The 16,925-nt window shown below is 69.8% G+C and carries 15 protein-coding genes; all 15 read right to left on the bottom strand.

The features are described from left to right. Positions 1-28: 28 nt before the first annotated feature. Positions 29-277, bottom strand: a complete 249-nt coding sequence (gene atpE / locus AB0L59_RS20630; protein WP_023546735.1) for an ATP synthase F0 subunit C — start codon at positions 275-277, stop codon at positions 29-31. 76 nt (positions 278-353) lie between these two features. Next, positions 354-1,124: a F0F1 ATP synthase subunit A gene (gene atpB, locus AB0L59_RS20625; protein ID WP_365585700.1), complete on the bottom strand. Its 771-nt coding sequence runs from the start codon at positions 1,122-1,124 to the stop codon at positions 354-356. 273 nt (positions 1,125-1,397) lie between these two features. Then, the gene (locus tag AB0L59_RS20620) at positions 1,398-1,835 is read right to left on the bottom strand and encodes a hypothetical protein (protein WP_365585489.1); all 438 of its coding nucleotides are present in this window, start codon (positions 1,833-1,835) and stop codon (positions 1,398-1,400) included. Positions 1,836-2,137: 302 nt separating this feature from the next. Beyond that, positions 2,138-3,466, bottom strand: coding sequence for an MraY family glycosyltransferase (locus AB0L59_RS20615; RefSeq protein ID WP_365585487.1), 1,329 nt, complete (start codon positions 3,464-3,466; stop codon positions 2,138-2,140). A 151-nt stretch (positions 3,467-3,617) separates the two neighbouring features. Next, complete coding sequence (gene glyA / locus AB0L59_RS20610; protein ID WP_365585485.1) at positions 3,618-4,856, bottom strand: serine hydroxymethyltransferase; 1,239 nt, start codon at positions 4,854-4,856, stop codon at positions 3,618-3,620. A 109-nt stretch (positions 4,857-4,965) separates the two neighbouring features. Further along, positions 4,966-5,643 carry a protein-tyrosine-phosphatase gene (locus AB0L59_RS20605; RefSeq protein WP_365585483.1) on the bottom strand — a complete coding sequence of 226 codons (678 nt, stop codon included), beginning with the start codon at positions 5,641-5,643 and terminating at the stop codon, positions 4,966-4,968. After that, entirely contained in the window at positions 5,640-6,287 is a 648-nt protein-coding gene (locus AB0L59_RS20600) for an L-threonylcarbamoyladenylate synthase (RefSeq protein ID WP_365585481.1), read from the bottom strand. The genes AB0L59_RS20605 and AB0L59_RS20600 overlap by 4 nt, the downstream gene beginning before the upstream one ends. Before the next feature lie 52 nt (positions 6,288-6,339). Beyond that, entirely contained in the window at positions 6,340-7,185 is an 846-nt protein-coding gene (prmC, locus tag AB0L59_RS20595; RefSeq protein ID WP_365585478.1) for a peptide chain release factor N(5)-glutamine methyltransferase, read from the bottom strand. Between the two features lie 39 nt (positions 7,186-7,224). After that, complete coding sequence (gene prfA, locus AB0L59_RS20590) at positions 7,225-8,292, bottom strand: peptide chain release factor 1 (protein ID WP_365585475.1); 1,068 nt, start codon at positions 8,290-8,292, stop codon at positions 7,225-7,227. A 106-nt stretch (positions 8,293-8,398) separates the two neighbouring features. Beyond that, a complete protein-coding gene (gene rpmE / locus AB0L59_RS20585; protein ID WP_014675000.1) occupies positions 8,399-8,623 on the bottom strand; it encodes a 50S ribosomal protein L31 in 225 nt (74 codons plus the stop codon). Positions 8,624-8,782: 159 nt separating this feature from the next. Next, the gene (locus AB0L59_RS20580) at positions 8,783-9,913 is read right to left on the bottom strand and encodes an LCP family protein (RefSeq protein WP_365585473.1); all 1,131 of its coding nucleotides are present in this window, start codon (positions 9,911-9,913) and stop codon (positions 8,783-8,785) included. Between the two features lie 196 nt (positions 9,914-10,109). Further along, on the bottom strand, positions 10,110-11,960 hold the full coding sequence (locus AB0L59_RS20575; RefSeq protein ID WP_365585697.1) for a trypsin-like serine protease: 1,851 nt from the start codon (positions 11,958-11,960) through the stop codon (positions 10,110-10,112). A gap of 192 nt (positions 11,961-12,152) precedes the next feature. After that, positions 12,153-14,141, bottom strand: a complete 1,989-nt coding sequence (rho, locus tag AB0L59_RS20570) for a transcription termination factor Rho (protein WP_365585471.1) — start codon at positions 14,139-14,141, stop codon at positions 12,153-12,155. Between the two features lie 403 nt (positions 14,142-14,544). Beyond that, positions 14,545-15,462: a homoserine kinase gene (thrB, locus tag AB0L59_RS20565; protein ID WP_365585469.1), complete on the bottom strand. Its 918-nt coding sequence runs from the start codon at positions 15,460-15,462 to the stop codon at positions 14,545-14,547. Between the two features lie 403 nt (positions 15,463-15,865). Beyond that, a complete protein-coding gene (gene thrC, locus AB0L59_RS20560; RefSeq protein WP_365585466.1) occupies positions 15,866-16,924 on the bottom strand; it encodes a threonine synthase in 1,059 nt (352 codons plus the stop codon). Position 16,925 lies beyond the last annotated feature (1 nt).

Genomic DNA, 16,925 nt, shown 5'->3' with positions numbered 1-16,925 from the left:
TCGTCGATTCGTGTCGGGTAAGGGGTGATTACTTACCGAACACGAACGGCATAACGATGCCGATGAGGGCGAGCGCCTCACAGAAGGCGAAGCCCAGGATCTGGTTGGCACGGATCAGACCGGCGGCCTCGGGCTGGCGGGCGAGGGCCTGGGTGCCGTTACCGAAGATGATGCCGACGCCGATGCCGGGGCCGATCGCAGCGAGGCCGTAGCCGATGGAGCCGACGGAGCCGTGGACACCAGCGGTGGCGGCGAGGGTCTCAAGAGCAGCGGACATGCCGTTCTTCCTTCTCTTTCATGGACCGGTGGGGGTTGGCCACCGGACGTCTGGGGGTTGGCGGGGGTGGTACGGCTCAGTGGTGCTCGGCGAGAGCGCCCTGAATGTAGGAGCAGGCCAGCAGCACGAAGACGTACGCCTGGACGGCCTGGACGAAGAGCTCGAAGCAGATCATGGCCATCGTCATCACGAAGGAGACGCCGGCGCCCACGACCAGCCAGCTGTTGAGCAGGTACCAGGAGGCCACCGTGAACATGACCAGCATCAGGTGACCGGCGAACATGTTGGCGAACAGTCGCACCGCGTGCGTGAAGGGGCGGACCAGCAGGTTCGAGAAGAACTCGATGACCATGACCAGCGGGAGGACGGCGCCGAGCGACTTGTCGTAGCCCGTGACGTTCTTGAAGAAGCCGACGAAGCCGTGCTTCTTGAAGGTCAGCGAGACCCAGGTGATGTAGACGACCGCGGCGAGCACCGCCGGGTAGGCGATGACCGAGGACACCGGGAACTGGGCCAGCGGGATCACGGACCAGACGTTCATGATCCAGATGAAGAAGAACAGCGAGACCATGAACGGGACGTACTTCTCGCCCTCGCGCTTGCCGAGCGTCTCGTACACGATGCCGCGGCGCACGAAGTCGTAGCCGGCCTCGCCGACCATCTGGAGCTTGCCCGGGACGACCTTGGCCTTGCCGAAGGCGGCCCAGAAGAAGACGACGATCAGCAGGGTGGTGACGAGCGCGAGCAGCATCACCTTGTTGAACTCGAAGCCCCCGACCGTGGCCAGCGGCTTGAAGAGGAAGGACTGAAGGCCCGGAGCCGGGAAGCCACACCCGTTGTCGGACATGACCCGACAACTCCAGTCAAAGGCGAGCTGGGTCTGGTCAGCACTCACCGCGGGCTCCTTCGGCGTGACGCATGGGTACGGCAACCTCGTTGTGTCGGCGCGGCTCAGGCCGCGGATCGGCACCGGACTTGGTGTTACGGATGTGGGGGCGGCTGGGGGGCATCGAGCCTCGCGATTGAGCAGGCGTCAGCTCGGGTGCCCGCGCCCGCGATGCCGCAGTTGGCACCGGACGATAGCAGGAGATCTCACAAGCCTTTATCCCGCCCCTACCCCTCACGGCTTCGGCCCTGTCTTCTCGGGCTTCTCGCTCTTCTCGTGGTCCGGGTCGACGTAGAAGATCTTGGCCTTCATGTGCGCGCGAGCCTGCGCGGCCATCCACACGACGGTCGCGACGACGAGCGACACGGCGAACGTCTTCGCGTTGAAGAGAGAGGTGTCCTTGAAAACAGCGACGAAGATCAGGAGGAGCAGCAGCTGGGCCACGTAGAGCATCAGGCCCATCATCTGGAAAAGCTGCGGGAGCGTTTTCGCCGTCCACTGCAGCACGTACAGGCCGATGCCCATGAACAGGATGGCCAGCACCGTGCCGACGGCCGCGCCGAGCGCGCCCTTGCCCCCCGCGACCGCGGCGCTCACGGCGACGGCGATCGCGCCTGCAGCCGCTGCGGGCACAGCGATCTGCAGTAGGTTCCGGGCGTCTTTGGACGGCATGGCGGCAACTCCGCTTTCACAGGGGGCAGGGTGTCGTCATGGACGAGCGTAGTCCCGGGCTGAGTGATCGAGACCTCACACCTCTGGACCGTCGCAGTACGGTCCTTCGGCTCTCTCCGGGGTTCTCGTGAACCGTATCACAAACTATTTGATGAGGTCTTTACCTGGTAGGTGTGCTTGCTGTCACACATGAGAGTGACAGTGCGCGTCTGTGCAGAAACCGGGCCCAGTTGTCTGGTATTAGGGGGCTTTGTTCCCCCACGACTTGGCAATGCTCTAGTCAGATTCTTACCTTGAGCCGTCTATCGGCGATCAACGAAACGCGAACGGGGTCCGATGGCGGTCGCGCCGTTGACGCCCGCGATCCCCGCGGCGACGGGAGCCCGTTCCCCGGTCTCCCGGTCCTCCTGCGCCTCCCCGGCCTCCAGCGCCACGGCAGCCTCGGCGGCCTCGGCGGCACGGCGCCGGCGCCGGTAGCGCGGCGGCACGAACTGCTGCGCCCACAGCGGTACCCGCGGCGTGAAGCGCGGGAGCAGCAGCAGAACGAGACCGACCGCGCTGAGGAAGACCACGCCCAGCACGATCCACATCGACGCCGAGTTGACCGAGTACGCCAGCGCGCCGAAGGCGATCAGCGCCGACCAGAAGTACATGATCAGCACGGCCCGGCTGTGCGAGTGACCGATCTCCAGCAGCCGGTGGTGCAGATGCCCGCGGTCGGCGGCGAACGGGGACTGGCCACGCCAGGTCCGGCGGACGATCGCCAGGACCAGGTCGGCCGCCGGCACCGCGATGATCGTCAGCGGCAGCAGCAGCGGGATGTAGACGGGCACCGTCTGGTGCACCGCCGCCTTCTCCGAACCCGTGAACAGCGCGAGGGCGTCCGGGTCGAGCTGGCCCGTGATCGAGATCGCACCCGCCGCCAGCACCAGGCCGATCAGCATCGAGCCGGAGTCGCCCATGAAGATCCGCGCGGGATGCATGTTGTGCGGCAGGAAGCCCAGGCACATGCCCATCAGGATCGCCGCGAACAGGGTCGCCGGGGCGGCGGCCTCGATGCCGTACGAGGTCCAGATCCGGTAGGCGTACAGGAAGAACGCGCCGGCCGCGATGCAGACCATGCCCGCCGCGAGGCCGTCCAGGCCGTCCACGAAGTTCACCGCGTTGATCGTGATGACGACGAGCGCCACGGTCAGCAGGGTGCCCTGCCACTGGGTCAGCGCCACGTTGCCGACGCCGGGGATCGGCAGCCACAGGATCGTCAGACCCTGGACGACCATCACACCCGCGGCGATCATCTGGCCGCCCAGCTTGATCAGCGCGTCGATCTCGAACTTGTCGTCCAGCACGCCGATCAGCCAGATCAGGGCCGCGCCGGAGAGCAGGGCCCGCGGCTCGTTCGACTTCGTGAAGACCTCGTTGAGGTTGGTCAGGTGGTCCGCGACCAGCAGGCCCGCGCACAGTCCGAAGAACATGGCGATACCGCCGAGGCGCGGAGTGGGCTCCCGGTGCACGTCACGGGCCCTGATCTCCGGCATCGCCCCGGCCACGATCGCGAACTTCCGTACCGGTCCGGTCAGCAGGTACGTCACCGCGGCCGTGATGCAGAGCGTCAGCAGGTATTCACGCACGGGCTTCCCCACAGGTCTCGCTGGCCATCACAGCCCCACACCCTAGCGATGGACGTATATGGATGGGGACTTCCGGGTAGCGACGATGGTTGCACGTGTGCCTGTGGACCACGGCACACTTCACGGTGTACGGGACCTCGCCTACCCCCGTTCAGCCCGGATACGGCGGAAAAGTACCTGTGAGAAGGCGCACTTCGTCCCGTGCCGCGGCCGGGTCGGTCTCACCGCGCAGCACGGCCGCCATCAGCGCGGCGATCCGCACCATCTCGGGCTCCCCCATGCCCTGTGTGGTCACCGCGGCCGTCCCGAGCCGCAGCCCGCGGGCGTCGCCGTGCGGCAGCGCGCAGCAGTCCAGGATCATGCCGGCGGCGGCGAGCCGGCCGCGTGCGTCGCGGCCGTCCACCGCGAGCGGCGCCGGGTCGGCGGTGATCAGATGGGTGTCCGTGCCGCCGGTGGTGACGGTGAGGCCCTCGGCGGCCAGGTGTCCGGCGAGCACCCGCGCGTTGGCGACCACCTGATGGGCGTACACGTCGAAGGCCGGTGTCGCCGCCTCGCCGAAGGCGACGGCCTTCGCGGCGATCGTGTGCATCTGCGCGCCGCCCTGGGTGAAGGGGAACACCGCCCGGTCCACCCGCTCGGCCAGCTCGCTCCCGCACAGGATCATCCCGCCGCGCGGTCCGCGCAGCACCTTGTGGGTGGTCGCGCAGACGATGTCGGCGTACGGCACCGGGTTCGGCGCCGCGCCGCCGGCGACCAGCCCGATGGGGTGCGCGGCGTCGGCGATCAGATAGGCCCCGACCTCGTCGGCGACCTCGCGGAAGAAGGCGTAGTCGATGTGGCGCGGATAGGCGATCGAGCCGCACACGATCGCCTTCGGCCGGTGGTTGCGGGCGAGGTGCCGCACCTGGTCGTGGTCGATGAGCCCGGTCTCGGCGTCCACCCCGTACCCCACGAAGTCGAACCAGCGGCCGGAGAAGTTCGCGGGCGAGCCGTGCGTGAGGTGGCCGCCGTAGTGCAGGCCGAGGGCGAGAACGGTGTCGCCGGGGCGCAGCAGGGCGGCGTAGGCGGCCAGGACGGCCGAAGAGCCCGAGTGGGCCTGGACGTTGGCGTGTTCGGCGCCGAAGAGGGCCTTGGCGCGGTCGATGGCGGCGCGTTCGGCGAGGTCGACGATCTCGCAGCCACCGTGGTAGCGGGCGCCGGGGTAGCCCTCGGCGTACTTGTTGGCGAGCGGCGCCCCGAGGGCGGCGAGCACGGCCGGCGAGCAGAAGTTCTCGGCGGCGATCAGCTGCAGGGTCGTCGACTGCCGCGCCAGTTCCGCGAGCAGGATCTCGGCCATCGCCGGGTCCTGCCGCCGCAGGACGTCGGTCTCGAGGGTAGGGGTGACCGACATGGCGGGCTCCCGGGCGGTCGACGGTGACGTAGGTCCAATGTAGGCCGGAGATGTCCGGGACGCCCGGTATCGACGGCCAACCGCCGCGGACAGTCCTTCGAAGAGCCGCCTACGTGCGCGCCGGAACCCCCGTCAGCGCCGTCACCACCGGATCCAGCGCCTGGTGTATCTCGTCCCCGATCGACCGGAAGAACGTAAGGGGCGCCCCGTACGGGTCGTACACCTCGTCGGCCTCCGCCGTGGGCGCGAGCAGCCACCCGCGCAGCGCCGCCGCCGCTCGGACGAGCGCGCGGGCCCGCATGACCACGCCGTCGTCCAGGGGCGGCAGGGTGGCCGGGTCTATCGCCCGGACCAGCCGCGTGAACTCCTTCAGGGTGAAGGTGCGCAGTCCCGCCGAATGGCCCATGGAGATGACCTGGGCGCGGTGGTCACGCGTCGCGGTGAGCACCAGGTCGGCCCGGATGACGTGTTCGTCGAGCAGCTCCCTGCCGAAGAAGCCGGAGGTGTCCGCGCCGAACTCGGCCAGCACGGTCTCCGCGTTGGCCTCCATCGGCGCGCCCTCGTGCCCCCAGGTGCCCGCGCTCTCCACGACGAGCCCGCCGCCGAGCACGCCGAGCCGCTCCGCCACGAAATGGCGGGTCAGCCGCTCGGTGATGGGCGAGCGGCACACGTTGCCGGTGCTGACGTGGAGGATGCGGAAGGTGTCGCGCGGAAAGCCGAACGTCGTCGTCTGCTCCGCGAGACGCTCCTCGATGCCTATGCCACGCCCCGCTTCAGGGGCCGTCAATTCGCCACCTCGAGGTCGGGTACGACCTTGCGCAGCTCCTCCGGCGAGATCGCGCCCTCGCGCAGCAGCAGCGGCACCCCGCGGGAGACGTCCACGATGGACGACGGCACGTTGCCCGGGGTCGGGCCGCCGTCGAGGTACACGGAGACGGAGTCGCCGAGCATCCCCTGCGCGGCGTCGCAGTCCTCCGGGGCCGGGTGGCCCGTGAGGTTGGCGGAGGAGACGGCCATCGGGCCGACCTCGGTGAGCAGCTCGATCGCCACGGGGTGCAGCGGCATGCGGACGGCCACCGTGCCGCGGGTGTCGCCGAGGTCCCACTGCAGGGACGGCTGGTGCTTGGCGACGATGGTCAGGGCGCCCGGCCAGAACGCGTCGACGAGTTCCCAGGCCAGCTCGGAGAAGTCGGTGACGAGGCCGTGCAGCGTGTTCGGGGAGCCGATGAGGACGGGAGTGGGCATGTTGCGGCCCCGGCCCTTGGCGGCCAGCAGGTCCGCGACCGCCTCCGAGGAGAACGCGTCGGCGCCGATGCCGTACACCGTGTCGGTCGGCAGCACCACCAGCTCGCCCCGGCGGACGGCGGACGCGGCCTCGCGCAGACCCGTCGCGCGGTCGGTCGCGTCGTTGGTGTCGTATCGCCGTGCCATGTCTAGCGGGCCTCCTCGTACACGTACTGCGGGATGAAAGTCGTCGGGGTGCTCACGGCAGCGCCTTGCGGGCGGTCGCGAAGCGGGGGCGGTTGTTGAGGTCGGGGTGGTCGGCCGCGTCGGCCCAGCCCCGCTCCTCGGTGAAGATCCACGGCACCTGGCCGCCCTGGGTGTCGGCGTGCTCGATCACGACGACCCCGCCGGGGCGGAGCAGCCGGTGCGCGGTGCGTTCGATGCCCCTGATCAGGTCGAGGCCGTCCTCGCCGGAGAACAGCGCCAGCTCGGGGTCGTAGTCACGGGCCTCGGGAGCCACGTACTCCCACTCGGTGAGCGGGATGTACGGCGGGTTGGAGATCACCAGGTCGACCTGCCCGTCGAGGTCGGGGAAGGCCGTCAGGGCGTCACCCTGCCGCAGGTCGACCCTGGACCCCGCCATGTTCTTCCGGGTCCACACCAGGGCGTCCTCGGACAGCTCCACGGCGTGCACCCGGGAGCGCGGCACCTCCTGGGCGAGGGCGAGCGCGATGGCGCCGGAGCCGGTGCACAGGTCGACGATGCACGGCTCGACGACGTCCATGGCGCGTACGGCGTCTATGGCCCAGCCGACCACGGACTCGGTCTCGGGCCGGGGCACGAAGACGCCCGGCCCGACCTGGAGTTCCAGGTAGCGGAAGTAGGCCCGTCCGGTGATGTGCTGCAGCGGCTCGCGCTGTTCGCGCCGGGCGATGACCTCCCAGTACCGGGCGTCGAAGTCCGAGTCCTTCACGGAGTGCAGTTCGCCCCGCTTCACGCCGTGCACGAACGCGGCGAGCTCCTCCGCGTCGTTGCGCGGCGAGGGCACGCCGGCGTCGGCCAGCCGCTGGGTGGCCTGGGCCACCTCCGCGAGCAGCAGGTTCACGCAAGTCCTCCGTGTGGTACTCGTACGTGCCGTTGTGCGTTACGCGGCCGCCAGCTTCGCCGCCGAGTCGGCGTCGACGCAGGCCTGGATGACCGCGTCCAGGTCGCCGTCCAGGACCTGGTCCAAGTTGTACGCCTTGAAGCCGACGCGGTGGTCCGAGATGCGGTTCTCCGGGAAGTTGTAGGTGCGGATCTTCTCGGAGCGGTCGACCGTGCGGACCTGGCTGCGGCGGGCGTCGGCGGCCTCCCGCTCGGCCTCCTCCTGCGCCATGGCGAGCAGCCTGGAGCGCAGGATACGCAGCGCCTGCTCCTTGTTCTGCAGCTGGCTCTTCTCGTTCTGGCAGGAGGCGACGACGCCGGTCGGGAGGTGCGTGATGCGCACCGCGGAGTCGGTGGTGTTCACGGACTGACCGCCCGGGCCGGAGGAGCGGTAGACGTCGATGCGGAGGTCGTTCGGGTTGATCTCCACGTCGACCTCCTCGGCTTCCGGGGTGACGAGCACACCGGCTGCGGAGGTGTGGATACGGCCCTGGGACTCGGTGGCCGGCACGCGCTGCACGCGGTGCACACCGCCCTCGTACTTCAGCCGGGCCCACACGCCCTGACCGGGTTCGAGCTGGCCGCGGGCCTTCACCGCGACCTGGACGTCCTTGTAGCCGCCCAGCTCGGACTCGGTGGCGTCGATGATCTCGGTCTTCCAGCCCACACGCTCGGCGTAGCGCAGGTACATGCGCAGCAGGTCGCCGGCGAAGAGCGCCGACTCGTCGCCGCCCGCGCCCGCCTTGATCTCCAGAATGACGTCCTTGTCGTCACTCGGGTCGCGCGGGACCAGCAGGAAGCGCAGGCGCTCGGTGAGCTCCTCGCGCTGCTTCTCCAGGACCTTGACCTCGGCGGCGAAGTCGGGGTCGTCGGCGGCGAGCTCGCGCGCGGTCTCGATGTCGTCGCCGGCCTGCTTCCAGGAGCGGTACGTGGCGACGATCGGCGTGAGCTCGGCATAGCGCTTGTTCAGCTTGCGCGCGTTCGCCTGGTCGGAGTGGACCGACGGATCGGCGAGCTTCTTCTCCAGATCGGCGTGTTCGGCGACGAGTTCGTCGACGGCCTCGAACATCTTGGGCTCCTGAATACTGCGGGGAAGGGCTGGCGGGCGACCAAAAACGCCGGTCCCGGGCACACCCCCGCGAGGGTGTGGCCGTGGACCGGCGAAATGGGGCTCGCTACTTCTTGGAGCCGGCGGCAGCCTTGCCGAAGCGGGCCTCGAAGCGGGCCACACGGCCACCGGTGTCGAGGATCTTCTGCTTGCCCGTGTAGAACGGGTGGCACTCGGAGCAGACCTCGGCCCGGATGGTGCCGGACTCGATGGTGCTGCGGGTGGTGAACGACGCGCCACAGGTGCAGCTGACCTGCGTCTCGACGTACGCGGGGTGGATGTCGCGCTTCAAGGTGTCTCCTAGGTTTCGGGAGGGCGCCGGGTCGCTGCCGCGGGGTGCGGGAGCGTGAACCGGAGCCGACGTACCAGTCTGCCAGGACTGGGGCCATCCACCCAAACCGGGGGTGCGGTTGTTCTATTCCTGCGGGTGACACGGCCCCGCATCCCTCTGCTACTTCACCACGCCCTGGGCTCCGCCCGTCGCCGCACCCGCGGTCGCCGCCTTCGGGATCGGCCGGTCGTTCTTCAACGCGTCCCACACCAGCTGGGCCCTGGCCTTCTCCATGACCACCCGGTTGGGGTTCGCGGGGTCGTACCGGACCGGCATGGTGATCATGGTCATGTGCCTGGAGCCGATGCCCTTGAGACCGTCGGCGAAGTCGATCAGGGAGTTGACCGAGCCGATGTCGGAGTCGGTGGTGACGGTCTTGGTGGCGGTGTCGGCGAGGTCGTACAGCTTCTTCGGGTGGCTGAAGACGCCGACGTGCTTGACCTGGCCGATCAGCGCCTTGACGAAGGCCTGCTGCAGCTGGATGCGGCCCAGGTCGGAGCCGTCGCCCACGCCGTGCCGGGTACGGACCAGGCCGAGGGCCTGCTGCCCGTCCAGGGTGTGGGAGCCGGCCCGCAGGTCCAGGTGGCTCTGCGGGTCGTGGATGGTCTTCGTCGTGGTGACCGGGACCCCGCCGAGCTCGTCGATGAGCTTCTGGAAGCCGGCGAAGTCGACCTCGAGGTAGTGGTCCATGCGGATACCGGTGAGGGACTCGACGGTCTTCACCGCGCAGGCCGCGCCGCCGGTGGAATAGGCCTCGTTGAACATCACGCCGTTCGCGGCCGGGTGCCGGGTGCCCTTGGTGTCGGTGCAGGCCGGGCGGTCGATCAGGGTGTCCCGCGGGACGGAGACCACGCCGGCCCTCTTGTGGCCCTCGTAGACGTGGACGATCATCGCCGTGTCGGAGCGGGCGCTGCCGTCGTCGGTGCCCCCGCCGAGCTTCCTGTTCGACCCGGAGCGGGTGTCCGAGCCGAGGACCAGGATGTTCTCGGAGCCATTGTCGATCTTCGTGGGGCGGTCGTTGCCGAGTGCCTGGTCGAGGTCGACGCTGTGGATGTTGCCGTTGAGCTCGAAGTACAGGTAACCGGCTCCCGCACCGCCCAGCACGACCACACCGGCGGCCGTCCAGGCCGCGGCGAGCAGGGCCTTGCGTCCCCTGCTGCGGGCCCTGCGGCGGACGCCCCTGCCACTGCGGCGGGGGCCGGTCTCGCCCGGCTCGGGTATGACGGGCTCCGGCGTGCTCTCGGCGGACACATCACTCCTAGGTCTCGTCGGTCGGTTACCCCCTGCTTTCAGGGTCAGGCGCGGTCAGTACCGCTCCATCGTCGCTCCGTAAGGCCAGACGGAGAAACTCGGGCAAGAGTTGCACAACGCAGAGTGCCCACCGCGTACGGCGATGGGCACTCTGCGTCATCGGATCAGCTGTGGTGAGCCTCGCTCACCAGGGGTTTCAGCCCCAGAGGTCGTAGGCCTGGAAACCGGTGCCAACCGAGATTCTTGTGGCAAAGATCTCGCTGCTCGCCTTGCCGGTGCCCGGGTACAGGTAGAGCGTGCCGCCAGAGGTGCGGGCCAGGAGGTCGGCCTTGCCGTCACCGGTCACGTCACCGACCGCGTCGAGGGTGTTGTAGCCGGTCCAACCGCTGCGCACCTTGATCCGGGAGGCGAAGGCGCCCGAGCCGGACTTGCCGGTGCCCCGGTACAGGTACACGTCACCGGTGCTGCTCTGGCGGGCGATCAGGTCGGCCTTGCCGTCGCCGTCGAAGTCGCCGTGGCCGCGCAGGGAGTTGTACTGCCCCCAGCCGGAGCCGACCTCGACGCGGGCGGAGAAGGTGCCGTCGCCCTTGCCCGGGTAGATCCACAGGATGCCCGAGGAGTCCACCGAGAGCAGGTCGGGCAGGTAGTCGCCGGTGACGTCGCCGGGGGCCACGGTGAACTTCCGGCTGGCCCAGTTGCTGAAGATCTCCTTCTTGCTCCAGCTCTGGGTGGCCGGGACGTAGTGCAGCCAGAAGACCGCCCCGTCACTGCTGCGGCGCAGGACGAAGTCCTGGTAGCCGTCACGGTTCAGGTCCGTCTGGAGGATCGTGTTGTAGCCCGAGAAGCTGCCCCAGGAGACGCGGGCCGCGAACGAGGTGCCCTTGGAGTCCTTCTCGTAACCGGTGTTCGTGGAGTGCTCGCGCACGAACAGGTCGGCCTTGTGGTCGCCGCTGAGGTTGGTGTCGTCGATGCGCGGGTAGGCCGCGCCGACGTACGTCCTCACCTTGCTGAACACGCTGTAGGCACCCTTGGCGACGCAGTTCTGCACGCCCCAGGAGACGATGCCCACGATGCGGTTGTTCACGATGAGCGGGCCGCCGGAGTCGCCGTTGCAGGTGGCGGTGGTGCCGGTGTCGCTGCCGGACGCGGGGTTGCCCGCGCAGACCATGTGGCCGGCGATGAACTCGCTGCCGTAGGCACCGGAGCACGTGCTGTCGGACTGGATCGGCAGGGTCGCCGTCTTCAGCGTCTGCGAGATGTCGTCGCTGGTGGAGCTGGTGCGGCCCCAGCCGTAGACCTTGGCGCTCGTGCCCGCCGCGTAGGACGCCGTGTCGGTCGACGTCGTCATACGGATCGGGGTGGCCTTGATCGGGCTCGGCAGGGTCAGGACGGCGATGTCGTTGTCGATGGTCGACGCGTTGTACGACGGGTGGTTCCACTGCCGCCACACGCCGGAGACGGTGCCGCCGTGCAGGTCGGTGCCGCCGGTGGAGTCGGTGGTGGGCAGCTGGTCGGTTCCGGTGACGACGGCGCCGTTGGCGTGCCAGTCGTAGCCCTTGACGCAGTGCGCGGCGGTGAGGATCTTCGTCGGCGCCACCACGGCACCGCCGCAGAAGAAGCCGACGTCGTCGCTGGTGTCGCTGGTGCCCTTGTCGTCGTAGTACCAGAGCTGGGCCATCCACGGGGCGGAGGTGATGCTCGTGGTGGTGCCGCCGATGATCATCGGGCTGACGGTGGACGTGGACGCGGAACCGGACGAGGTCCCGGAGCCGGACGTCGTGGACGGGGAGGACGAAGAGGAGGAGGAAGACGAAGCAGCCGTTCCGCCGCTCTTCGCGTCCTTGGTCTTCGAGGCCTTCTTGAAGTCCTTGTCGGAGGCGAGCGCGCCCGCGACGCGGCCCGTCAGCTCGGTGAGCGACGCGGAGCTGGTGGCGGGCTTGACGGTCGGCGAGGCCGAGGCCGTCGAGGCGCCCGCGGAAGTGGTCAGCAGCGCGGCGGCCACGGCCGCGGCGACACCGGCGGCGGCGACGGGCAGGCCGATGCGTATGCGGCGTCTGTGCCGACCACTGCGGGGCAGAGGTGTGGACAAAGGAGTCCCCCCATGGAGCGATGAGTCAGGAGGGGCGCGTGATGCGCACCCGTACCTCTCAGCGCCAAAGGGCCGCCCCCCGTCACCGATGGACGGGGGGCGGCCCTCTTTCTTACCCAGTCTCTACCGACTGCAGCCGACCACTGCCGGCTAGTCGCCGTTCCCGGGCGTCGGCGTCGTCTTCTGAATCTGCATCAGGAACTCGACGTTCGACTTGGTCTGCTTCATCTTGTCGAGGAGCAGCTCGATCGCCTGCTGCTGGTCGAGGGCGTGCAGCACCCGGCGCAGCTTCCAGACGATGCCGAGCTCCTCGGCGCCGAGCAGGATCTCTTCCTTACGGGTGCCGGACGCGTCCACGTCCACCGCCGGGAAGATGCGCTTGTCGGCGAGCTTCCGGTCGAGCTTGAGCTCCATGTTGCCGGTGCCCTTGAACTCCTCGAAGATCACCTCATCCATGCGGGACCCGGTGTCCACGAGAGCCGTGGCGAGGATGGTCAGCGAGCCGCCGTCCTCGATGTTGCGCGCCGCACCGAAGAACCGCTTCGGCGGGTACAGCGCGGTCGAGTCGACACCACCGGACAGGATGCGGCCGGAGGCGGGCGCGGCGAGGTTGTACGCACGGCCCAGACGCGTGATCGAGTCGAGCAGCACGACCACGTCGTGGCCGAGCTCCACCAGACGCTTCGCACGCTCGATCGCCAGCTCGGCGACCGTGGTGTGGTCCTCGGCCGGGCGGTCGAAGGTCGAGGAGATGACCTCGCCCTTGACCGACCGCTGCATGTCGGTGACCTCTTCCGGACGCTCGTCGACGAGGACGACCATCAGGTGGCACTCGGGGTTGTTGTGCGTGATCGCGTTGGCGATCGCCTGCATGATCATGGTCTTACCGGTCTTCGGCGGGGCCACGATCAGACCGCGCTGGCCCTTACCGATCGGCGAGACCAGGTCGATGATGCGGGTGGTGAGGACGCCGGGGTCCGTCTCCAGGCGCAGGCGGTCCTGCGGGTAGAGCGGGGTCAGCTTGTTGAACTCCGGGCGGCCGCGGCCGTGTTCGGGCGCCATGCCGTTGACGGAGTCGAGGCGGACCAGCGCGTTGAACTTCTCGCGGCGCTCACCCTCCTTCGGCTGGCGGACCGCACCGGTGATGTGGTCACCCTTGCGCAGGCCGTTCTTGCGGACCTGGGCGAGGGAGACGTACACGTCGTTCGGGCCGGGCAGGTAGCCGGAGGTCCGGATGAAGGCGTAGTTGTCGAGGATGTCCAGGATGCCCGCGACGGGGATCAGGACGTCGTCCTCGGCGAGCTGCGGCTCGGCGATCTCGTCGCGGCCCCGGCGGCCCCGGCGGTCGCGGTAGCGGCCGCGACGGCCACGGCGGCCGCCCTCGAAGTCGTCGTCGTCCTGCTGCTGCTGCCGGTCCTGACGGCCGCCCTGCTGCTGGCCCTGCTGACGCTGGCCGCCCTGGCCCTGCTGCTCGTCGCCCTTGCCCCGGCGGTCGCGGTCACGGTCGCGGCCGCGCTCACGGCGGTCGCGGCGGCCACGGCCCTCGCCGTCACCGGCGTCGCCCTTGGCCTCACCCTGCTGCTGCGGCTGCTGGGCGGGCGTCTCGGCCTTCGGCTCGCTCTTCGCCTCGGCGGCGACCGTCTCGGCACCGGAAGCGGCGGGGCTGCCGGCCTCGGCGGTGGCGCGGCGGCGACGGCGCTCGGTCGGGGCGTCGTCGGAGGCCGGCTGGCCGGGGATCTCGATCTGCTGCTGGGCCACGGCCTTCTCGGCGGGAGCCTCGGCCTTCTTCTCGCCGTCGGCGGCGGCCTCACCCGTACGGGCCTTGGAGGTGGCGCGGCGCTTGGGCTTGGTCTCGCCGGCCGGCTCGGCCTTGGGGGCGGCTCCCCCAGAGGGGGCACCCCCACCGGCGGCCTGCGCCTCCTTGATGACCTCGATCAGCTGGCTCTTGCGCATCCGCGCGGTGCCCCTGATGCCGAGGCCCGAGGCGACCTGCTGCAGCTCGGCCAGCACCATGCCCTCGAGGCCGGTACCGCGGCGCCGCCGGGAGCCGGCACCGGTGGCAGGCGCGGAGGCGTCCGTGGCGGGCGCGGCAGCGGTCTCCTCGACACGTGCGCCCATCAGATCGGTGGTGTCGCTCACGAAGGGTCCTTCCCTGGAGCGGACGTCGGCCTGTCTGGCTCGGCGACCGGTTGTGCTGTCCGGCTACGGTCCTGTCTTCCGTGAACCGTGCCGGGGCGGTGGTCCGCCAAAGCGGCGGAGGAAATGTGCGGTGATGGCGCTTCCGCGAGCCGTGGCACCCGGTGTCACGTGGCGTGGTAGCACCTGTTCCGGAGTGTGCCCGGCGGCCCGCTCAGTGTCCGCATACGACGTACTGCCCAGGTACGGCGCACGGAACACGGAGTGGCGCGGGAGGCTCCCGGAAGAATGTCTGTCCCGGACTGGGACACGAGGCACCTCGCCATGGTGGGGTCGGGTGCAGACTTGAGATTAACACTACCGGATCCAACAAACATTCCCCCTCTCGAAATCCGGCAACCGTGTGTCAGGTCGCAAGCGGCAGCACGCTCGCTCCCTGGACATCGAGGTCCAGCCGGTTGGCGGCCCAGCCCTCGCCGGCGAGGTGGGCGACCTTGTCGGCGCTGTCGGTGTCGGCCAGCGCCATCACGGTGGGCCCGGCGCCCGAGATGACGGCCGGGATGCCGTCGGCGCGCAGCCGCTCCACCAGCGCGGCGCTCTCCGGCATGGCCGGGGCGCGGTACTCCTGGTGGAGGCGGTCCTCGGTGGCGGGCAGCAGCAGCTCGGGGCGCCGTGTGAGGGCCTCGACGAGCAGGGCGGCACGGCCCGCGTTGACGGCGGCGTCGACGTGCGGCACGGTGCGCGGCAGCAGGCCGCGGGCGGTCTCGGTCAGGACCGGCTTTCCGGGCACGAAAACCACCGGAACGATGGAATCGTTCGGCTCCATCCTGATGGCCCGGGCGGCGCCGGCCTCCATCCAGGAGAGGGTGAAGCCGCCGAGCAGACACGCGGCCACGTTGTCCGGGTGACCCTCGATCTCGGTGGCCAGTTCCAGCAGGGCCGCGTCGTCCAGACGGGCCTCGCCGCCTATGGTCACGGCGCGGGCGGCGACGATGCCGGCGCAGATGGCGGCGGAGGAGGAGCCCAGGCCACGGCCGTGCGGAATGCGGTTGGCGCAGACGATCTCCAGGCCGCGGGGCTGGCCGCCCAGCAGATCGAAGGCGGTGCGCAGGGAGCGGACGAGGAGGTGAGACTCGTCACGCGGAAGGGTCTCGCTGCCCTCCCCCGCGATGTCGATGTGCAGCCCGGAGTCGGCCACCCGGACGACCACGTCGTCGTAGAGCCCCAGCGCGAGGCCGAGGGCGTCGAAGCCCGGGCCGAGATTGGCGCTGGTGGCGGGAACGCGCACCCGGACGGCGGCGGCGCGGAACGCTGGACCGGCCATCGCTCGTTGACTCTCCTTGAGCTGCGTGACTGTCGAAGACATTCGATACGTACGTGGGGACCCGCCGGCCGCGCAGACGGCGCGGTGTCGCCCAGACGCGCAGCCATATGCCAGGCATATGCAGCGGGCGGGTTCAGTACAGCCTATCGAAGGAAGGTTCTGTGGCGACATAGGGCGCACAGGAGGCGCACGATGCGTGTCGCAAGCCCCCCGTGCACCCTGCCACGGTTTCCCCCGACGCCCGGGCCTCCGGGGGGCCTTCCAGGGTCCGGGCCCTCAGTGTTTGCCGAGGGCCCGGGCCCTGGCCCAGGGCTCGGGGCACTGCTCACGGTCCGGGCCCCTGCCGGGGCTCGGACGAGGCCTCACGCCCGGCAGGCGGGACCCAGGGCCGGGCGGCGAGGGCTCAGGCCAGGCCGAGGCGCTCGGCCGCGGCGGCGGCGTCGACCGGGACGGTGACCGGCTGCGGAGCACCGGCGACGGCCCAGTCGGGGTCCTTCAGCCCGTTGCCGGTGACCGTGCACACGATCCTCTGGCCCGGGTCGACCTTGCCCTGCTCCGCGGCCTTCAGCAGACCGGCCACGGAGGCGGCGGAGGCGGGCTCCACGAAGACGCCCTCCTGCGCGGCCAACAGACGGTAGGCGCGCAGGATTTCACGGTCCGTCACCTCGTCGATGGCACCGCCCGACTCGTCGCGCGCGGCCAGGGCGTACTGCCAGGAGGCCGGGTTGCCGATGCGGATGGCGGTGGCGATGGTCGACGGGTCCTTGACGACCTCGCCGCGCACGATCGGGGCGCTGCCGGAGGCCTGGAAGCCCCACATGCGCGGGGTCCTCGTGGCGATGCCGTCGGCGGCGTACTCCTTGTAGCCCTTCCAGTACGCGGTGATGTTGCCCGCGTTGCCGACCGGGAGGACGTGGATGTCGGGTGCGTCGCCGAGCATGTCGACGATCTCGAAGGCAGCCGTCTTCTGTCCCTCGATACGCACCGGGTTGACCGAATTGACCAGCGCCACCGGGTAGTTCTCGCTCAGCGACCGGGCGAGGGTGAGGCAGTCGTCGAAGTTGCCGTCGACCTGGAGGATCTTCGCGCCGTGCACGAGGGCCTGGCCCATCTTGCCGAGGGCGATCTTGCCCTGCGGCACGAGAACGGCCGAGACCATGCCGGCGCGCACCGCGTAAGCGGCGGCGGAGGCGGAGGTATTGCCCGTGGAGGCGCAGATGACCGCCTTGGCGCCTTCCTCCTTGGCCTTGGAGATGGCCATGGTCATGCCGCGGTCCTTGAAGGAGCCGGTGGGGTTGGCCCCCTCCACCTTCAGGTGGACCTCACAGCCCGTGCGCTCGGAGAGCACCTGCGCGGGCACGAGCGGCGTGCCGCCCTCGCGGAGCGTCACGACCGGCGTGGTGTCGGATACCGGCAGCCTGTCCCGGTACTCCTCGATGATTCCGCGCCACTGGTGGGTCATT

The organism is Streptomyces sp. NPDC052109, from assembly GCF_040680195.1.
Taxonomy (GTDB): domain Bacteria; phylum Actinomycetota; class Actinomycetes; order Streptomycetales; family Streptomycetaceae; genus Streptomyces.
Note: the sequence above shows the minus strand (reverse complement) of the source record. Positions and strands in the feature narration are given on the sequence as shown.

Bases quoted from the DNA above. Each gene is read 5' to 3' on its own strand.
- atpB (WP_365585700.1), bottom strand. From the start codon at position 1,124: ATGTCCGACAACGGGTGTGGCTTCCCGGCTCCGGGCCTTCAGTCCTTC.
- thrB (WP_365585469.1), bottom strand. From the start codon at position 15,462: ATGGCCGGTCCAGCGTTCCGCGCCGCCGCCGTCCGGGTGCGCGTTCCC.
- AB0L59_RS20620 (WP_365585489.1), bottom strand. From the start codon at position 1,835: ATGCCGTCCAAAGACGCCCGGAACCTACTGCAGATCGCTGTGCCCGCA.
- AB0L59_RS20600 (WP_365585481.1), bottom strand. From the start codon at position 6,287: ATGGCACGGCGATACGACACCAACGACGCGACCGACCGCGCGACGGGT.
- thrC (WP_365585466.1), bottom strand. From the start codon at position 16,924: ATGACCCACCAGTGGCGCGGAATCATCGAGGAGTACCGGGACAGGCTG.
- glyA (WP_365585485.1), bottom strand. From the start codon at position 4,856: ATGTCGGTCACCCCTACCCTCGAGACCGACGTCCTGCGGCGGCAGGAC.
- prfA (WP_365585475.1), bottom strand. From the start codon at position 8,292: ATGTTCGAGGCCGTCGACGAACTCGTCGCCGAACACGCCGATCTGGAG.
- atpE (WP_023546735.1), bottom strand. From the start codon at position 277: ATGTCCGCTGCTCTTGAGACCCTCGCCGCCACCGCTGGTGTCCACGGC.